The organism is Acutalibacter sp. 1XD8-36 (assembly GCF_009917525.1).
GTDB lineage: Bacteria > Bacillota > Clostridia > Oscillospirales > Acutalibacteraceae > Acutalibacter.
Map to the genome: position 1 here is coordinate 427,858 of NZ_QZDU01000001.1, position 16,954 is coordinate 444,811.

Below are 16,954 nucleotides of genomic sequence, written 5' to 3' on the forward strand. Positions count from 1 at the left end.
CATATGAAGGGACAGGTGATATGCAGGTGAACCCACAGATTATAGATGGCCTTATGGGTGCCAGCGCCAACATAAAAATGGCTGGCACACCTATGAGTGTATACCGTCAGGCCTCTGCAGAGGGCGACACTGAGAAGATGAAGCGTGCCCTGGGCTATGCCGGTGAGTGTACCCAGAGGGCGGCGAAGTATCAGGAGAAGCTGGACGAGGGCATAAAGGCCGAGCGCGAGGAGGCTAAGAAGGATAAGGAGGCCGAGCTTGATAATCGGCTGGAGGAGCAGAATAATCCTAAGCCCAAGTGTACAGATACCGTGGAGATAAGCGAAGAGGCTAGAGCTGCCCAGGCCAACGAGCCTGTGGAAATGGCCACAGAACCGGTCGTCTATACAAATTCAGGCGAGGCTTCGCCTCTACCGGCAGCGAAGCCTGCGGTTATTTTCAATGCATGAAATTATAAAGGAGGGATAATTTATGCAGCCTATTTCCGGCATAAACAGCCGCGCACTTAACCCCCTGGCCCCATTGGATAGGAAAGGGCCCGAGGATATCAAGCGCGCCGGGGAAGAAGCTAAAAAAGACCCGTCAAAGCCTGTTGTGGATGAGTATACACCAGAGAAAAAGCCTGAGTCCGCCGGGCAATACTGGATGGGCCGTGACAAGGACGGCAGTCCGAAGATTTACTTTGACGACCCTGAAAAATCCAGTGGGCCCGATAAAGACAGTGGAGCAGAAGGTCCGCAAAAAAGCGGCGGCAGAAAGCCTGAGACCTGCGTAGGCAATACCGACGACGTTGACCGGGAGATACGCCAGCTTAAAAAGAAGCAGGAGGAACTCAAACAGCAGCTGAACTCCGAGCAGGACCCAGCTAAGGCTGAAGCCCTGAAAAAACAGCTTTCCCAGGTGGAGCAGGAGCTTCGTCAAAAGGACAACGACACCTATAGGAAGGCTCACTCCAAGTTCACACAGATGGCCTGAATGAGAAGCAAGCCCCCCGGAGCCTGTATGCTCCGGGGCTTGCTTCTTAATTTACCTATTTTAGAAGACGGTCGATAGTTTCCCCACTTTGCTGTTCCCAATCTTCCAAAAGCCCCAAAATTACCCTCAACTCTTGACAAGCGGCAAAAGCCCATGTATAATACAATTTATATTTAGTGGCATGAAGCCGCTTTTAGGAGCATGAAGCTCCCCAATTACCCCGAGCACGTATTATTTTATCATGCCAAAGAAGGCATACGCTACCGGTCAGAAGACGCAGACGTATGCCTTTATATTTTTTGTTATTTATTACTTATTTTTGAAAGGAATGATTTTCATGCATATGGCAGACGCTCTTATATCTCCCGCTGTAGGCGCGGCGATGTACGCTGCCTCGGCAGCGACAGCGGGCATATCTATCTACAGGCTTAAAAGTGAGGACAGGCTACGCCCGGAGCTCACTTCTAAACGCCTGCCCACCATGGCGGTGATGTCCGCTCTGGTCTTCGCGGGACAGATGGTAAACTACACCATCCCCGGCACCGGCTCCTCAGGGCATTTATGCGGCGGGCTGCTGCTCACTGCCCTGCTGGGCCCATGGGCGGGCTTCCTCTCTATGGCGGCGGTGCTCATTATCCAGTGTCTCTTCTTTGCCGACGGAGGCCTGCTTGCCCTTGGAGCCAACCTGTGGAATATGGCTTTCTATGGCTGCTTTGCGGGCTATTACCTTATTTATCGGCCCATATTGGGTGCAAAACGGTTAAAAGCCCCTGTGAAACTTACCCTCGCCTCAGTTTTGGGCTGTGTGCTCTCATTGCAGCTTGGAGCATTATCAGTTGTAATCGAGACCTCACTCTCCGAGGTCACCGAGCTGCCCTTCGGGGCATTTCTGGCCCTAATGCAGCCCATTCACCTGGCTATCGGCGCAGTTGAGGGGCTCATAACCGCCGCTGTGCTGGTGTTTGTGTATAATGCCCGTCCTGAGCTCCTGCCGGACCTGCAGGGCTCCGAGAGCAGTCCAGGGAAATTCTCCCTGCGGAGTACCCTGGCTGTGCTGGCAATAGTGGCCGCTGTCACCGGCGGAGGGCTCTCTCTGATTGCCAGCGGCAACCCGGACGGCCTTGAGTGGTCTCTTTTCGGCAATAGTGAGGCTGGATATTCCGAGAATATGGGGCTTGATGAGGACGCTTACGGCATAGATAGCCCTGCCTCCAGGACAGCGGGCGTGATACAGGAGAAGACCGCTTTCCTGCCTGACTACGGCTTTGCCGGCGGTTCCGGGGAGCCGTTGGGCACCAGCGTCTCCGGCATAGCCGGCGCGGCTATGGTGGCGGTTTTGGCGGGGCTTGTCTGTCTCTGCGGTAGCCTGCTCAGAAGGCGCGGGACCGGCAAAAAGTGAGCCGCTTTAACCCAGCCGGTGAAGCCGGACAGAGCCTGCGGCTGGTGGACGAGCTGGCGGCGCTGGACTCTCCCATGCACCGGCTTGCCCCACTGCCCAAGCTCCTTTTGACTGTGCTATATGTGTCCCTGACCCTCTCTTTCCCCAAGTACGCTCTCTCAGGCCTCAGTGTTATGGCACTGTTTCCTGTTTTCGGCTATCAGCTGGCGGGAATATCCCTTTTGGTATGCTTTCGGCGTCTGCGGTTTATACTGCCGCTGGTCTGCGCTGTGGGTCTTTTCAACCCATTCTTTGACCGGGAGACACTCTTTTTTCTGGGAAATCTGCCCGTAAGTGGAGGAGTTATCTCCATGCTGACGCTCCTGCTAAAGGGTGTGTTCGCCTTAACCGCCGCCTTCCTGCTCATTGCCACAACTCCACTTGAAGGCATATGCGGGGCCCTGGGAAAGCTCCGCTGTCCTAAGGTGATGGTAAGCCTCCTGCTGCTGACCTTCCGTTATATCACAGTGCTTCTTGACGAGGCCAGCCTTATGACCGAGGCTTACAGCCTGCGGGCTCCGGGGCAGCGGGGGGTGCACATATCTGCGTGGGGCTCCTTTTTAGGGCAGCTCCTGCTGCGTAGTATGGACCGTGCCGAAAGCCTCTATAGCAGTATGCTCCTGCGCGGATTCACCGGTGAGCTTCCGAGGAGTTTTAATTCTGCCGTGTCACCGCTGTCATGGACAGCCGCCGGAATCTGTGCCGCACTGATGGTTCTGTCCCGGATGTACGACCTGCCCGCCCTGCTGGGCAAATTACTTATTGGAGGCTGAGCCTGTGATAATCTTTAAAAATGTTTCATACTCATATCCAGGCGGCCGGTCCGTGCTGAACGGTGTCTCACTTCACATCTCCCCGGGCGAGCGGGTGGGGCTTATCGGTGCAAACGGAGCTGGCAAGAGCACGCTTTTAAAAGCTGCGCTGGGGCTTGTTGACGCAGACGGCTCCATCACCGTAGACGGCACCGGGCTCAGCCGAAATACTCTGCCGTTTGTGCGCAAAGCTCTTGGCTACGTGCTTCAGGACTCGGACAACCAAATGTTTATGCCTACTGTCCTTGATGACATGGTCTTTGGGCCCATGAACTATGGCATGAGCCGTACCGAGGCTGAGGCCCTGGCCGACAGCATCCTATCCGGCCTTGGCGTTGCCCATCTGAAGCACCGCCAAAATCATAAAATCTCCGGTGGAGAAAAGCGCATGGCTGCCATCGCTACCGTCCTTATGTCCACCCCCAAGGCGGTCCTGATGGACGAGCCCTCCTCCTCCCTGGACCCTAAAAACCGCCGCACCCTCATTCACACTGTCAACTCTCTGCCTATTGCAAAGCTCATCGCCTCCCATGACCTGGATATGATTCTGGATACCTGCGACCGGGTGCTGCTCATAGGCTCCGGGCAGATAGTGGCCGACGGCGCTGCCAGGGATGTGCTTGGTGATAAAGAGCTGCTAGAAAAAAATGGGCTGGAGCTGCCGCTGGGGATGCAGAGGTGCTGGACCGGCAAAAGGGGATGAATAGATATTGGATTTATTTATAACAAGCAAAATCGGGGCGACAGTCCACTTGAATGGCAGGCGTACTGCCGGAATGATAGATAACCGTTTCGGCTTCCTGACTAATTTTAAGAAATGCCTGCATAAAACCGGGCAAATGCTGTATATTTCAAGCGACCCCAAGCCTAATGAAAGAGTGTCCGAATGGTTTCAGAACACCGTAGAGGCACTGGAAAAAGAAGGTATCAGGTTTGATAGATGTTCTTTAGTCAATGGGCATAACGCCTCTATGCTGAAAGATGCAATCACGCAAACAGACGTAATATTCCTCTCCGGCGGGCACCTGCCTACACAGAATCTGTTCTTTCAGAGGATTGGCCTGCGGGATATTCTCACCAGGTTTGACGGAATAATTGTGGCCCAGAGCGCTGGCAGCATGAACTGCGCGGAGACTGTCTATGTCTGCCCGGAACTTCCTAGCGAGAGTTTAGACCTAAATTTTGAGCGGTTTCGGCCCGGGCTTGGACTAACTGACATCAATATCATACCCCACTATAATGATAACCATAGCCTCATTTTAGACGGCAAGCGGTTTTATGAGGATATCGTCAGTCCCGATACCTTTAAAGTGCCGGTTTATCTCCTCCCCGACGGCTCATATTTTTATACACATGACGGTAAAACTGAACTCTTTGGCGAGGCGTACCTGTTTCATTGTGGCAAATTGAAACTGCTGGAAAAACTATAGCAAAACACCCCCTTGCTTTTCCGCGCAAGGGGGTGTACAATATATCCAAAACTAATAAAAGGAGATGCCAACATGACTAAGGAAGAAGCCAGAATAAATGCGGGCGTCCTGTTTGCCCCCGGCGACCCGGAGCTTGTAGCCATCAAACTGCGCACCCATAATCTGAATGTGGACTATAATATGACCCATGAGGATGAGTATGAAAAGCGCAGCGCCATACTCCACGAAATTATCGGTGAGTTTGGCGAGGGCGGGCGCATTCAGGGACCCATTGCCTTCCACTACGGAAAGCACACGAAGATAGGCAAGCGGTTCTTTGCCAACTTCAACCTCACTATACAGGATGACGGCGAAGTCACCATCGGCGACGACTGCAACTTCGGGCCCAACGTCACAATTGTCACGCCGGTGCACCCCATGCTCCCCGGTGAGCGCAAGGAGCTCTACGACTCTGAAGGAAACCCCAAGCACCTTTGCTGGGCAAAGCCGGTACATATCGGCAGCGACTGCTGGTTTGGTGCAAACGTGGTTGTCTGCCCCGGAGTCACCATAGGTGACGGCTGCGTGATAGGCGCCGGAAGCGTCGTCACCAGGGATATCCCTGCAAACTCCTTTGCTGCCGGAACGCCCTGCCGGGTTATCAGGGAGATAACCGAGGCGGACTCTGTGGAAAATCAGCCGGAAATCCTGGGCGGGTACACAGCCCATAAGCCGGAGTAATCAGGGGAAGTCGTAGCCTGCGGCAAAGGAGCGCAGCACGGATTTGTCCGTCTCATATGTGATAAACTTCAGAGCCTCCCCCAGTGTCAGCCAGCGGATATCTATGACCTCTGCCTCCTGGCGCTTCAGCTTGCCACCTGTAGGCTTTGCGGCAAAGTATACCACATCCTTCATCACCCTGGGCTTCGGAGAGAAGGTCACCACCCTGCGGAAGCTTGAATCCAGCTTAACTTTCAAGCCGGTCTCCTCAAATATCTCCCGCACAGCAGTCTGCTCCTCAGTCTCATTATCCTCCACATGGCCCTTTGGGAAGGCCCAGTGCCCGCCGTTCTGATGCTGCAGCACCAGAACGTGTGGCCTGCCCTCCTTCTCCCGCCAGATTATGGCCCCGCAGGACTTCTCCAGCTTGATATCAAGTTCCATCAAATCGCCTCCACGTAATGAGGGCCCGGGCAGACAAGCCCCGGCCCTCAAATTTTTACTTTTATTTTACCGAGAACTTATAGGAAGTCCTGCTTACAAACTCCTCCTCCGGGCGCAGATAGCCGCCGGGGAAGTCCTTATGGTGCACAGTGTCCGGGTAGAACTGGGTCTCCAGGCAGAAGGCCGTGTGGTGGCCCATCTGCTTACCGTTGCGCCCGATAAGCCCATCATCGGGCCTATTGAAGGTGTACAGCTGCACGCCGGGCATATCGGTGAAGACCTCCATAACCCTGCCGCTGTCCGGCTCATAGGCCTCGGCTATCTTGCGGTAGCCGGTCCCGTCCGGGCAGAAATTGTGGTCGAATCCGCCGCAGAGGTTTATGAGATGGTCCTGGCTGAACATATCGTCCCCCAGCTTTTTGGGGCTCCGGAAGTCCAGCGGCCCGCCGCTGACCGGCAGCAGCTCCCCGGTGGGTATCAGGTCGTCGCTCACGGCAGTATATCTGGTGGCGTTTATAGTGAGATATGTTCCGAGCACGTCCTTCTCCGGGTCGCCTGAAAGGTTGAAGAAGCTGTGGTTTGTGGGGTTAAAGAGGGTAAGCTTATCGGTCTGGGCTCTATAAGTGATGTGCAGGATATCCTCCGCGCTCAGCTGGTAGCTGACCTCCACCTTAATATTCCCAGGGAAACCCTCCTCTCCGTCTGGGCTCTCCAGGGTAAATACTATCTCCGGCTCGTCGCCGTCCTTTACCTCGGCCTGCCAGAGGGCTTGATGAAAGCCACCCGGGCCGCCGTGCAGGGAGTTCTCTCCGTCGTTCTTTGCTAGATGATATTCCTTACCCTCCAGGCTAAAGCCCGCGCCGCCAATGCGGTTGCCAACCCTGCCTATCATGGCACCCTGGAAATTCTTCCCAAGATACCCTTCCAGGGTGTTATGCCCCAGCAGCATATCTCCGGGCACACCGTCACGGCCTGGGGCCATCAGGTGTAGTATGCGGCAGCCGTAATCGCTGGCAGTCAGCTCCAATTTTCCCTTGCCCCTGAGGATATAGGCGTGGACCGCTCTGCCGTCAGGCAGGGTACCAAAGTCCTTAATCTCTACCGCCATAGGCTCAGCCTTCCTTGCCCAGCATGGCTGCGCCGATTATACCGGCGTCATTGCCCAGCTGTGCCTTGCAGATTTTGGTAGCTGCGTCAGGATTATTGCCGTACTGCTCCTTCTCAACTATAGCGCGCACGGGTACCAGCAGGTTCTCGCCCTCGTTGCCAACGCCGCCGCCAACACAGAGAATGCTGGGCTGGAAAATGTTTATCATATTGATAAGGCCTACACTCAGGTACTTTACATACTCGTCCACTATCTTCTGACCGGTGGGGTCGCCCTGGCGCATGGCGTCAAAGGCTGTGCGTCCGTTGACCTTCTCGATATCGCCTTCGGCTATCTTCCACAGAGCAGAATCCTTGGGGGCCTCCTCCATGTGCATTTTTGTGCGCTTGATAAGGCCGGTCGCAGAGGCATAGGCCTCCCAGCAGCCCAGGCGCCCGCAGGTGCAGGGCCAGCCGTCCGCTACGATAACACAGTGGCCCAGTTCAGCCCCGGCGAAGTTGCTGCCGGAGAAGATTTTCCCGTCGATGATAACGCCGCCACCGACGCCTGTGCCCAGGGTTATAGCCATGGCGACCTTGGCGCCCTTAAGGGCACCCGCCATATACTCGCCAAAGGCCGCGGCGTTTGCGTCGTTCTCCATATACACCGGCTTACCGTCAAGGCGCTCGGAGAGCATCTTCTGCATGGGGGTGTTCCGGAAGGGCAGGTTATTTGCGTACTCAATAATGCCGGTTGCCTTGTTCACAGTGCCGGGTGAGCCAAGGCCAACCCAGGGCACATCGTTTAAAGTGATACCAGCCTTCTCAAGGGCCTGTCTTGCGGTAGCCGCCATAGCGTCGGCTATCTGCTCGGCGTTTTCAGTGGCGGTGGAGGAGTTGGCTTTCGCGACTATTTTGCAGTCCTCGTCCACAACTCCCACGGCGATATTTGTACCGCCCAGGTCAATTCCCAGATAATACATAAGTAAATACTCCTTTACGATAATTGGGGCCGACCGACTTTCGGGGCAAGGCCCTCCTCTGTTAGTAGTATACTATATTTCCGGCGTGAAAGCAAATATTTTCAAGAAGTTTTTCAAAAATTTTTTTAGCAAAAATCTCACACCGCTCTTGATTTTTCCATCCAGGCATGTTAAAATACCATAGATAAGCCGCTGTGGTGGAATGGCAGACACAAGGGACTTAAAATCCCTCGGTAGCGATACCGTACCGGTTCAAGTCCGGTCAGCGGCACCAAAATTTGGCCCCATAATGGGCCAAATTTAAAAGTTCCTGGAATCAAAGATTCCAGGAACTTTGGCTTTTGTGGTGCTTTTATAGTCTGTGTATGTGTGTATTTGCTATTTTAGTTTGTGTTCTTTTGGGAGTGGTTTCTTTACCCTTAGAAGATAGTATACAAGCCCAACTAGGTCTGCCAGAACCCATCCTATAGGCACAGCCCACCATATCCCTGTCACCCCTACCGGGCCCGCCAGGATATATGCCAGCGCAACTCGGGTGCCAAGAGACACCACTGTAAGTACCACGGACATCCCGGGCCTGCCAAGGCCGCGGTACAGGCCGTACAGCAGAAACAGGCAGCCTATGCCCCAGTAAAAAGCGCCCTCTATGCGCAGATATACCACGCCCTCAGCAATTATGGCGCTCTCCCCTGCCTCCACAAATAGGCCCATTAATGGCCCGGCAAAGATGAATACTAGCGCTGACACAACTATACAGAAGGCAAAGGCGGATATTACCGCGCCTCGGAGACCCTTTCTGATACGTGCCTCCTCTCCCGCGCCGTAGTTCTGGGCAATATATGTGGAGAAGGCGTTGCCGAAGTCCTGCACAGGCATATAGGCGAAGGCGTCCACCTTAACCGCCGCCGCGAAAGCCGCCATCACCGTGGGCCCGAAGCTGTTCACCAGCCCCTGCACCAGCAGGATACCTAAGTTCATAACAGACTGCTGTACACAGGTTAGCACTGAAAACCCGGCTATCTGCCTCACGCTTCCTAGGCGCAGGCGCATGCCCTTCTTGGGCCTCAGCTGGGGGAACTTAATCAAAGTGTATGCCATTATGCCAAGTCCCGACAGATACTGGGATATGACCGTCGCCTCCGCTGCCCCTGCCACTCCCCTGTTCAGCCCTATCACAAACCATAAGTCCAGGACAATATTCAGTACCGCAGACACCGCCAAAAATCCCAGCGGCACTATAGAATTCCCAACTGCTCTTAAAAACGAGGCAAAGAAGTTATAGAGAAACACCGCAAATATGCCGATATATATCACGAACAGATACTCCCGCATCATCCCCCAAACCTCCCCGGGCACGCTGAGAAAGGCCCTAATGCCGTCTAGTGAGGCAAATGCGGCAGCTATGAGCACAGCCGTAAGTCCGGCTACCAGTGCGAATGCCGCCAGCACTCCCTCCTGCAGGCCTTTCTCATCCCGCTGGCCGAAGCGTATGGAGAACACGGTCCCGCTGCCCATACAGAGCCCCAAAAGTATTGAGGTAAGAAATGTCATCAGTGTAAACGATGACCCCACCGCAGCCAGGGCGTTTGGCCCAAGGCAGCGGCCCATTATCAGGGTATCGGCTATATTATAGCACTGCTGCAGCAAATCCCCCATTATCATCGGCACTGCAAAGCGCAGCAGCCCGCCCATTACCGGGCCCCTTGTAAGGTCCTGGTTCATGCCGTCTGTCCCTCCTGTTCATTCTCTTCCCACTCCCGAAGCTTATCCAGGAAAGCCCTGCCGTACTTCCCAGCCTTTACCTCGCCTACTCCGGACACCTCCATAAAGCCCGCCATGTCCCCCGGCCTTCGCCGGGCCATATCCTCCAGGGTGGCGTTGCTGAATATCATATACGGCGGTATCCTTTCCTCCTGTGCAAGCTTCCGCCGCAGGGCCCTCAGCTCCTCAAACAGCGGCCCGCCGCTCTCCACAGCCCCGGCAGACCTGGCAGGCAAGCTCTCCGGCTTTTCGGTCTTTCTGTATAGATATGTAACCTTTTCCTCCCCTGACAGCACTCCCCTGGCATTTCCCGTCAGACGTACCACCGGGTATTCGTCCCCTTGGGTACAGAGGTATTCCTCCTGTATGAGAAAATCCATATAGTCCCGAATCAACTTTCGGTCCACGTCCTTCATAATGCCATAGGTGGGCAGCTTGTCCAGCCCCAGCTGGGACACGCGGCGCTCTTTACTGCCGGACAGCATAAGTATAATGGAGTTCACACCCACGCCCCGCCGGTACTTGCGCTCGGCCCTCGCCACGGCTGAGAGTATCTTCTGCGCCTCCAATGTAATATCCCTGGACTCAAGGCCGCTTTTACAGTTGCCGCAGCTTCCGCAGCCCTCGGGATAGTCCTCACCAAAATACCGCACAAGATGCGCCCGCAGGCACTGGTGAGTCCTGCAGTAGGCTGCCATCTGGCTGAGCCTGTTCAGGTCCCGCCGGCGCACAAGCTCTTGCTCCTCCTCCGTCAGCGTCTCGTTGTCCTGGGAGTTGAGTATCAGGTATTTTGCGGTAGACACGTCCCCCGGCGCGAACAAAAGCACGCACTGGGCGGCTGAGCCGTCGCGTCCCGCCCGCCCGGCCTCCTGGTAGTAGCTCTCCATATCCTTTGGCATGTTGTAGTGCACCACAAAGCTCACGTTTGACTTGTCAATCCCCATCCCGAAAGCGTTAGTCGCAACCATCACCCGGGCGGTGTCGTTTACAAAGTCCTCCTGATTCTGTATGCGCTCCTCGTCGGGAAGCCCTGCGTGATACTTCACCGCCGGTATCCCCCGAATACTCAGCTCCTGAGAGACCGCCTCCACAAGCTTTCTTGTGGCACAGTACACAATGCCGCTCTCCCCGGGCCTCTCCTCTAAAAATTTCAGCAGCCACGCGCTCTTATTCTTTGGCTTCTCCACCCGGAAAAACAGGTTTGGCCTGTCAAAGCCGGTGGTAATCTGCAGCGGGTCCTCCAGCAAAAGGAGCCGCGCTATGTCCTCCTTCACCTGCCGGGTAGCTGTGGCGGTAAAAGCTCCCAGCACAGGCCGCTTATCAAGCTGCCTGATAAACTCCGGTATCTGCAGATAGCTGGGCCTGAAATCCTGGCCCCACTGTGACACGCAGTGGGCCTCGTCCACTGCCAGCATGGATATACGCATTTTCTTTGCAAGGTTTAAAAATCCGTCGGTCAGCAGGCGCTCCGGGGCTACATAGAGGAGCTTATAAGCCCCCCGGCGCACCCGGTCGATTACATCAAAATACTCCTCCTGTGAGAGAGAGGAGTTGATATATGCCGCAGGCACCCCGGACTGCAGCAGGGCGCCCACCTGGTCCTTCATCAGCGAAATAAGCGGCGACACTACCAATGTTACTCCCGGAAGCATCAGCGCCGGAAGCTGGTAGCAGACCGACTTCCCCGCCCCGGTAGGCATGACCCCAAGCACATCCCTCCCGGACAATATGGCGTCCACCATCGCCTCCTGTCCGGTCCGAAAGCCCTCATGCCCGAAAAACGTCTTGAGCAGGGATATCTTTTCCATAATGCTCCGCCTCTTTCCAACAGAAATTTGCATGAGATATTTTATCATATTTATAATGGGATGGCAAGGTTTAGAAAGTAGAATCAGGACAAAATTTCAGCGTCTGAAGCTTCTGTATAATTATATATTGACAACCCAAAACTCCATGGTATAATAACACCATATAGTCAGCAGGGGCTTGGAGACAAACGGGAGATTATTTCCTCCCGTCCCTGTACAAACAGAGAGGTAAATCCAATGGACAATAGGTGGCTCAACTTTGAAAGCATTGCCAACGCCCGCGACCTGGGTGGGTTGAAGACGTTGGAGGGGCACACAATAACTTCCGGGCTGCTTCTGCGTTCCGCAAATCTGGCAAATGCCTCAAGGGGTGATATGGAAACCCTGCGGCGGGAGTACCGGCTTTCTAAAGTCATAGACCTGAGGACGGCAGCCGAGCGTGAGGAGAGGCCGGATGCGTCCATTTCAGGCGTAGCCGTCCGGCATATCCCTGTTTTTTCTGAGCAGTTGGCGGGTATCTCCCATGAAAAGGGCACCGACGCCAGCCAGCTTCAAAAGCTTATACCAAAGCTTGACGGCCTGTACCGTCTGATGGTGACCAATGAATCCTGCAGAAGAAGCCTTGGCCTGGCGGCGGCCTGTGTGATGGAGCATGACTTTACCAGCGGCAGCGTCCTCTGGCACTGCACCGAGGGCAAGGACCGCTGCGGGCTGCTTACTGTTATACTGCTGTCCGCCCTTTGTGTAGACCGTCAGCAGATACGCGAGGATTACCTTCTGACAAATGAGGTCAACAGGCCCAAAGCAGAGATGTACTATAAACAGGTGCTTGCAGCCGGCAGGCCTACTAATGAGGCGGAAATGGTGAGAGACGTCTTCCTTGCCAGAGAGTCATATTTAGATGCCGCCTTCTCTGCCATTGATGAGCACTATCCAGATATGGACAGCTTTTTGCGGGACGGACTGTATATACCTGAGGGAGCTATTGAAAAATTCCGCATAAGCGTACTGCATTGACAAAGAGATATTTTAAAACTAAAGGAGACCCTATGACTACCAAAGAGCGTTTCGAGAGGATTTATCAGCACAAGGAGGCCGACCGGGTGCCGGTTTTTGACAGCCCCTGGGCCGGAACTATCGCCCGCTGGGAGCGGGAGGGGATGCCCAAGGGCGTCGATTGGCGGGGTATTTTGACGTGGACAAGGTGCAGACCATCGGCATTGACATAACCCCACAGTTTGATGAAAGGGTCCTGGAGGAGACGGACAGATATATTATACATACCACCGGCTGGGGCGTGACAATTAAGGAGTTCAAGGAGCTGGATTCAACCCCGGAGTTTCTGGATTTTAAGGTGACTACCCCTGAGGCCTGGCAGGAGGCCAAGGAGCGGATGACCGTTAGCCGGGACAGGATAGACTGGAAGAATCTCGAGGAGAACTACGGCAGGTGGGTACAGAACGGCGATTGGATAGAGGCTGGTTTCTGGTTTGGCTTTGACGTGACCCACTCCTGGATGGCCGGCACTGAGACTTTGCTTATAGCCATGATAGAGGAACCCGAGTGGGTAATGGACATGTTCGAGACCTATCTCGACCGCTGTATCGCCCATTTTGACATGATATGGGACGCCGGTTACCGGTTTGACTCCATCACCTGGCCTGACGATATGGGCTATAAGGGCACGACCTTTTTCTCTAACAGCATGTACCGGGAGCTGCTCCAGAAGTACCATAAAAGAGCTGTGGACTGGGCCCACAGCAAGGGTATCTACGCCCGGCTGCACTCCTGCGGGGACATTATGCCCCTGATTCCCGATATCCTGGAGACCGGCATTGACGCTTTGAACCCCATTGAGATTAAGGCCGGTATGGATGTGTTCGGCCTGAAGAAACAGTATGGTGACCGGCTGGTGCTGCATGGCGGCATAAACGCGGTGCTCTGGGACGATAAGGAGGCCATCACCGAGGCCATCCGCCAGACTGTCCCTGTGCTGAAGGAGAACGGCGGCTATATCTTCGCCTCCGACCACTCCATCCCCAATGCCGTGAGCCTTGAGAATATGCGCAGTATTATCGAGACCGTGAAAGAGGTCGGGAGTTATAGTTAACGCAATGCCCCTTCGCCAATACAAAAGGCGAAGGGGCTTATTATTTTACGGCTTCCAGTTATCTTCCAGAATCTCCCTTATAAGCTGTACATAGCGCTTGACTTTCTCCGGGGTGTTGTTGATATGGTACACATCCCGCTGGGCTATCTCCAGTTTGCAGCCTGACGCGGCCTTTGCCGTTCTGCAAAAGTGCTCACGCACCGCGTCCTCCTCAAGCTCGCTGCCCACCCCCAGCAGGTTTGGGCTGGGCTTGCGCAGATAGACGGTCTTTCTGTCCTTTAGTATCTCACCCATTTTCTCCTCGTTGCACCAGGGCGAGATAGAGAGCTTGCGCAGATTCCTGGCCTTTGAGAGACACCTGTCCCAGAATGGGTCCACCGCTTCACAGCAGCCGTAGGAGTAGAGCCCAAATCTCTCCGATACCTTCTCATAATAGGGGAATACAAACTCCTCATACATTTCCGGGGAAATACCCGCGCTCTCCTGGGAGTCCATATACCCCCACACATCCCGGGTAGTCAGCGGCCCATCAGCTGACGCCGGGAGCTCGTCTGTGAAGCAGTAGCTGCCCTGGGCCAGGTGTTCCTCTGCCGTTGTTGGCAGCAGGATGTTTTCCCGCTCCATCAGGTCCATGAACGCAATATAATCAGTGCTGAGCATTTCCATCATCTTATGAAAAAGCTCTGGGTAATCGTACATGGCGAAGAACATGTCCTCCATGCTCATAATATGTACAATATCCTGGGTTGGGCAGAAGTACAGGGAGTGGCCCACCAGCCGGGCGGACAGGATATCCCCGAATAATTCCTCCAGCTCAGCCTGCCGCTTCCGCGCCTCCTCGGGGTATACACTGTAGACAGAGGGGCCAAGCTTGTGAAAGTCCTCCTCCAAGTCTGAAATCTGGGCGTTGAAATGGTGCCCAAGGTCCTCACCCTGGGTATCAATGGCATGCTCCGCTGTTACGGGCAGGCCGAATGGCACAAAGGAAGTCGGTATAGTAACCGGCATGTAGGCCGGTATCACCGAGTCATCCCCAAATAACTTATGGTTTACCATGCGCCCCAGAAGCTCCCACTCCAGCTTCCTGGCCTCCTCCCCCTGGCAGCGCATTAAGTCTGGGATAATATCTCCCGCGAAGGTGCCCAGCTCTATGGTAACCATGGGGCGGCTGCCGTTCTTAAATGAACCGTGGGCCCTCCAGTCCTCCCGGAGCCTGTCCATTTCCGGGCTCAGGGCCAGCTCCTTCTGCTGCTTTACCAGGTCCCGAAGTATCTCTAAATCTTTCCCGAATATATTCATATTGTCACGGCGTCCTGTACGGCCGCCCTCCTTCCCGAATAGTTCCAGCCTTTCAGAAGAGCATTCCTTCCGTATATGCCTCCATGAAAAATTTGTCAGTGGACAGGTCCACAGTTTCAGCCTGTGCCGCCAGGCTCTCGCTGTATTTGCGCAGGTCTCTGTTGAGCAGAAGCATGGAGGCCCCGCTAAGCGCTGCGTTGCCTATCACCCTCACCTTCTGCACCAGCTCCTCGGGCAGCAGCCCAAGCTTCCCGGCATTACCTACATCAAGGTAACTGCCGAAGCCCCCCGCAACCGCCAGCTCGTCTATCTCCCGGCAGGTTATACCGGCCCGGTGTATAAGCGTGCGAATGCCTGCCGAGACTGCGCTTTTTGCCAGCTGTACCATACGGATATCCTGCTGTGTCAGGCAAACCGGCGGCGCTATCATGAACGGGTCCTCCTCTAAAAAGCCGCTGTTGTCAAGAATTCCCAACTCCAGCAGGCAGGCCAATGCGTCCACCACGCCGCTGCCGCATATACCTATCGGCTCCCTCTCTCCAAGCACATGGGCGACAATACTGCCGTCCTTCACCCAGGCATGGTCCACAGCACCTTCCTTACCAGGCAGGCCCATGGATAGTCCAGCCCCTTCAAATGCAGGACCAGCTGCAGTGGAGCAGCAGGTCAGCCTGCCCTTATGCCAGAGGGCCATCTCCCCGTTTGTGCCCACGTCTGCAAGCAGCTTAGTCCCCGCACCATTGCAAATGCCGCTGTACACCAGGGCGGTGGTTATATCACCGCCCACAAAGGCAGAGATACATCTGGGAAGATACACCGTCCCATGTATACACGGCAGGCTGAGCTCAGCCGCAGCGAGCTCCTCTCCAAAGAGCCTGTCTGCCATAAATGGTGCTCGGGCAAGGCTGTCCGGGCCTGTTCCAGTCAGTAGGTACAGCATAACCGTGTTCCCGGTTATCACCACCTGGTCTATAAGCTCCGGCCCGATTCCCGCTTTATGGGAAAGCTCGCACAAGAGCTCACCTATGCCCTCTCTAACGGACCTTGCCAGTGCCGGCCCCTCCCCTTTCAGAGCGGCCTCCACCCGGGAGATAACATCCGCACCCCAGCTACGCTGGGGATTTGGCCCCCCTGCCTGGGCAAGCCTCTCGCCGTCCGCTCCATAGAGGCAGGCGGCAAGGGTTGTCGTACCCACATCCACCGCTGCACCATAGCGGGTAAAGGCCGGGTGCAGTTCAAGCTCCGGCAACTCGTTATCCATCTTTATCCAGCTCTCACCGGCAGCTTTCAGGGTTACAGCACAGTCGCCCTCAATCCGGGTGCAGCAGGCCAGGCGCAGACCTTCCGACAGCTCCTGGGCTGTGAGGCACGCCAGTTCCTCCAGAGAGGGCTTGCTCAGCATACCATAGGCTATGACCCGGCATTTGCCGCAACTGCCACGACCACCGCATGGGGTCTCAATAGAGTTTTCAGGCAGAATATCACTTAGTAAACTGCCGGCCGGAGCCTCTATGGGCTTTCCGTTCACCTTTACAACTGCCAACGTCTTCCCCTCCAAAAGGCCCGCTAAAACAATAGCGCTCCAAAATAAGTCACCGTGTCCTGACCGTTTATGTACTTCATGCCGCTGGCCTCAGCCAGCTTTGATACATCCACCCCATATGTCTCCAGTGACCTCAGTGCCAGTTTAGGGTGGCGGCAGGGCTCGTTTGTACGCTTCGCGCAGGTCTCACAAATGTGACAGCCGCCCGCGCCCAGCTGAAGCCAGCGGGAGAAGTCCTGCCCCGCCGCCCAGTCTGCAATTTTCTGGGCCAGCTTATTATGCAGCCTGCCCGCCTCCATCATGCCCTCAAAATCATAGCTGTCCTCAAGCTTATTAACTGTCTGGTATACCAGGCCCCAATTATAGGTCTTTGCCTCTGCAATCAGCTGGCTGATATCCCCCGCGTCCGGTGGGCATGTCCAGCAGAGGCCGTAATTTCCGCATAGATTTGCCTTGCACATCTCCCTAAAGGCCGGGTCGAAGGTAAAGTTTTCGAGGCCTATTACCTCCGCCTTAAAAGCCCCCATTTCAACCGCGTGCTCTGCCATTGCCCTATGGTCCATATT

Annotated in this window: 18 protein-coding genes and 1 tRNA gene; 11 read left to right on the forward strand and 8 right to left on the reverse strand. The window is 55.0% G+C overall.

Annotated features, from left to right (window positions below):
* Window positions 1–20 precede the first annotated feature (20 nt).
* From D5270_RS02425 to D5270_RS02455, 7 genes are all read left to right on the forward strand, one after another.
* Entirely contained in the window at window positions 21–449 is a 429-nt protein-coding gene (locus D5270_RS02425; RefSeq protein ID WP_166542582.1) for a hypothetical protein, read from the forward strand.
* A gap of 22 nt (window positions 450–471) precedes the next feature.
* Window positions 472–975, forward strand: a complete 504-nt coding sequence (locus D5270_RS02430; RefSeq protein ID WP_166542583.1) for a hypothetical protein — start codon at window positions 472–474, stop codon at window positions 973–975.
* A 343-nt stretch (window positions 976–1,318) separates the two neighbouring features.
* Window positions 1,319–2,374 carry an energy-coupling factor ABC transporter permease gene (locus D5270_RS02435; protein WP_442858585.1) on the forward strand — a complete coding sequence of 352 codons (1,056 nt, stop codon included), beginning with the start codon at window positions 1,319–1,321 and terminating at the stop codon, window positions 2,372–2,374.
* On the forward strand, window positions 2,371–3,186 hold the full coding sequence (gene cbiQ, locus D5270_RS02440) for a cobalt ECF transporter T component CbiQ (protein WP_166542585.1): 816 nt from the start codon (window positions 2,371–2,373) through the stop codon (window positions 3,184–3,186). Before D5270_RS02435 ends, cbiQ begins: the two co-directional genes overlap by 4 nt.
* A gap of 4 nt (window positions 3,187–3,190) precedes the next feature.
* A complete protein-coding gene (locus tag D5270_RS02445) occupies window positions 3,191–3,928 on the forward strand; it encodes an energy-coupling factor ABC transporter ATP-binding protein (RefSeq protein WP_166542586.1) in 738 nt (245 codons plus the stop codon).
* Between the two features lie 7 nt (window positions 3,929–3,935).
* On the forward strand, window positions 3,936–4,655 hold the full coding sequence (locus D5270_RS02450) for a Type 1 glutamine amidotransferase-like domain-containing protein (protein ID WP_166542587.1): 720 nt from the start codon (window positions 3,936–3,938) through the stop codon (window positions 4,653–4,655).
* A 72-nt stretch (window positions 4,656–4,727) separates the two neighbouring features.
* Entirely contained in the window at window positions 4,728–5,375 is a 648-nt protein-coding gene (locus tag D5270_RS02455) for a sugar O-acetyltransferase (RefSeq protein ID WP_166542588.1), read from the forward strand.
* On the opposite strand, the gene D5270_RS02460 is transcribed toward D5270_RS02455, so the two are convergent.
* The 3 genes from D5270_RS02460 to D5270_RS02470 all read right to left on the reverse strand — a co-directional run bounded on the left by D5270_RS02460 (window position 5,376) and on the right by D5270_RS02470 (window position 7,867).
* Window positions 5,376–5,798 (reverse strand): bis(5'-nucleosyl)-tetraphosphatase, encoded by a 423-nt coding sequence (locus tag D5270_RS02460; RefSeq protein WP_207709277.1) that lies wholly within the window; start codon window positions 5,796–5,798, stop codon window positions 5,376–5,378.
* A 61-nt stretch (window positions 5,799–5,859) separates the two neighbouring features.
* Window positions 5,860–6,906 (reverse strand): aldose epimerase family protein, encoded by a 1,047-nt coding sequence (locus D5270_RS02465; RefSeq protein WP_166542589.1) that lies wholly within the window; start codon window positions 6,904–6,906, stop codon window positions 5,860–5,862.
* A 4-nt stretch (window positions 6,907–6,910) separates the two neighbouring features.
* Window positions 6,911–7,867 (reverse strand): ROK family protein, encoded by a 957-nt coding sequence (locus D5270_RS02470; RefSeq protein WP_166542590.1) that lies wholly within the window; start codon window positions 7,865–7,867, stop codon window positions 6,911–6,913.
* Between the two features lie 188 nt (window positions 7,868–8,055).
* On the opposite strand from D5270_RS02470, the gene D5270_RS02475 reads away from it, so the two are divergent.
* Window positions 8,056–8,141, forward strand: a tRNA-Leu gene (locus D5270_RS02475).
* Window positions 8,142–8,245: 104 nt separating this feature from the next.
* Here the strand turns inward: D5270_RS02475 and D5270_RS02480 are convergent.
* Entirely contained in the window at window positions 8,246–9,589 is a 1,344-nt protein-coding gene (locus D5270_RS02480; RefSeq protein WP_166542591.1) for an MATE family efflux transporter, read from the reverse strand.
* Window positions 9,586–11,436 carry a DNA helicase RecQ gene (gene recQ, locus D5270_RS02485; protein WP_166542592.1) on the reverse strand — a complete coding sequence of 617 codons (1,851 nt, stop codon included), beginning with the start codon at window positions 11,434–11,436 and terminating at the stop codon, window positions 9,586–9,588. Before recQ ends, D5270_RS02480 begins: the two co-directional genes overlap by 4 nt.
* 237 nt (window positions 11,437–11,673) lie before the next feature.
* Here recQ and D5270_RS02490 point away from each other — a divergent pair, with 237 nt between their 5' ends.
* The 3 genes from D5270_RS02490 to D5270_RS02500 are packed head-to-tail and all read left to right on the forward strand — an operon-like array spanning window position 11,674 to window position 13,546.
* The gene (locus D5270_RS02490) at window positions 11,674–12,453 is read left to right on the forward strand and encodes a tyrosine-protein phosphatase (RefSeq protein ID WP_166542593.1); all 780 of its coding nucleotides are present in this window, start codon (window positions 11,674–11,676) and stop codon (window positions 12,451–12,453) included.
* 32 nt (window positions 12,454–12,485) lie between these two features.
* A complete protein-coding gene (locus tag D5270_RS02495) occupies window positions 12,486–12,665 on the forward strand; it encodes a hypothetical protein (RefSeq protein ID WP_166542594.1) in 180 nt (59 codons plus the stop codon).
* Window positions 12,614–13,546, forward strand: a complete 933-nt coding sequence (locus D5270_RS02500) for a uroporphyrinogen decarboxylase family protein (RefSeq protein ID WP_166542595.1) — start codon at window positions 12,614–12,616, stop codon at window positions 13,544–13,546. The genes D5270_RS02495 and D5270_RS02500 overlap by 52 nt, the downstream gene beginning before the upstream one ends.
* 45 nt (window positions 13,547–13,591) lie before the next feature.
* On the opposite strand, the gene D5270_RS02505 is transcribed toward D5270_RS02500, so the two are convergent.
* From D5270_RS02505 to D5270_RS02515, 3 genes are read right to left on the reverse strand one after another with little or no spacing between them, the layout of a single operon-like run.
* The gene (locus D5270_RS02505; protein ID WP_166542596.1) at window positions 13,592–14,845 is read right to left on the reverse strand and encodes a hypothetical protein; all 1,254 of its coding nucleotides are present in this window, start codon (window positions 14,843–14,845) and stop codon (window positions 13,592–13,594) included.
* Between the two features lie 52 nt (window positions 14,846–14,897).
* Entirely contained in the window at window positions 14,898–16,388 is a 1,491-nt protein-coding gene (locus D5270_RS02510) for an ASKHA domain-containing protein (RefSeq protein ID WP_166542597.1), read from the reverse strand.
* A 23-nt stretch (window positions 16,389–16,411) separates the two neighbouring features.
* Window positions 16,412–16,951 (reverse strand): DUF2284 domain-containing protein, encoded by a 540-nt coding sequence (locus tag D5270_RS02515; RefSeq protein ID WP_166542598.1) that lies wholly within the window; start codon window positions 16,949–16,951, stop codon window positions 16,412–16,414.
* Between the last annotated feature and the right edge of the window lie 3 nt (window positions 16,952–16,954).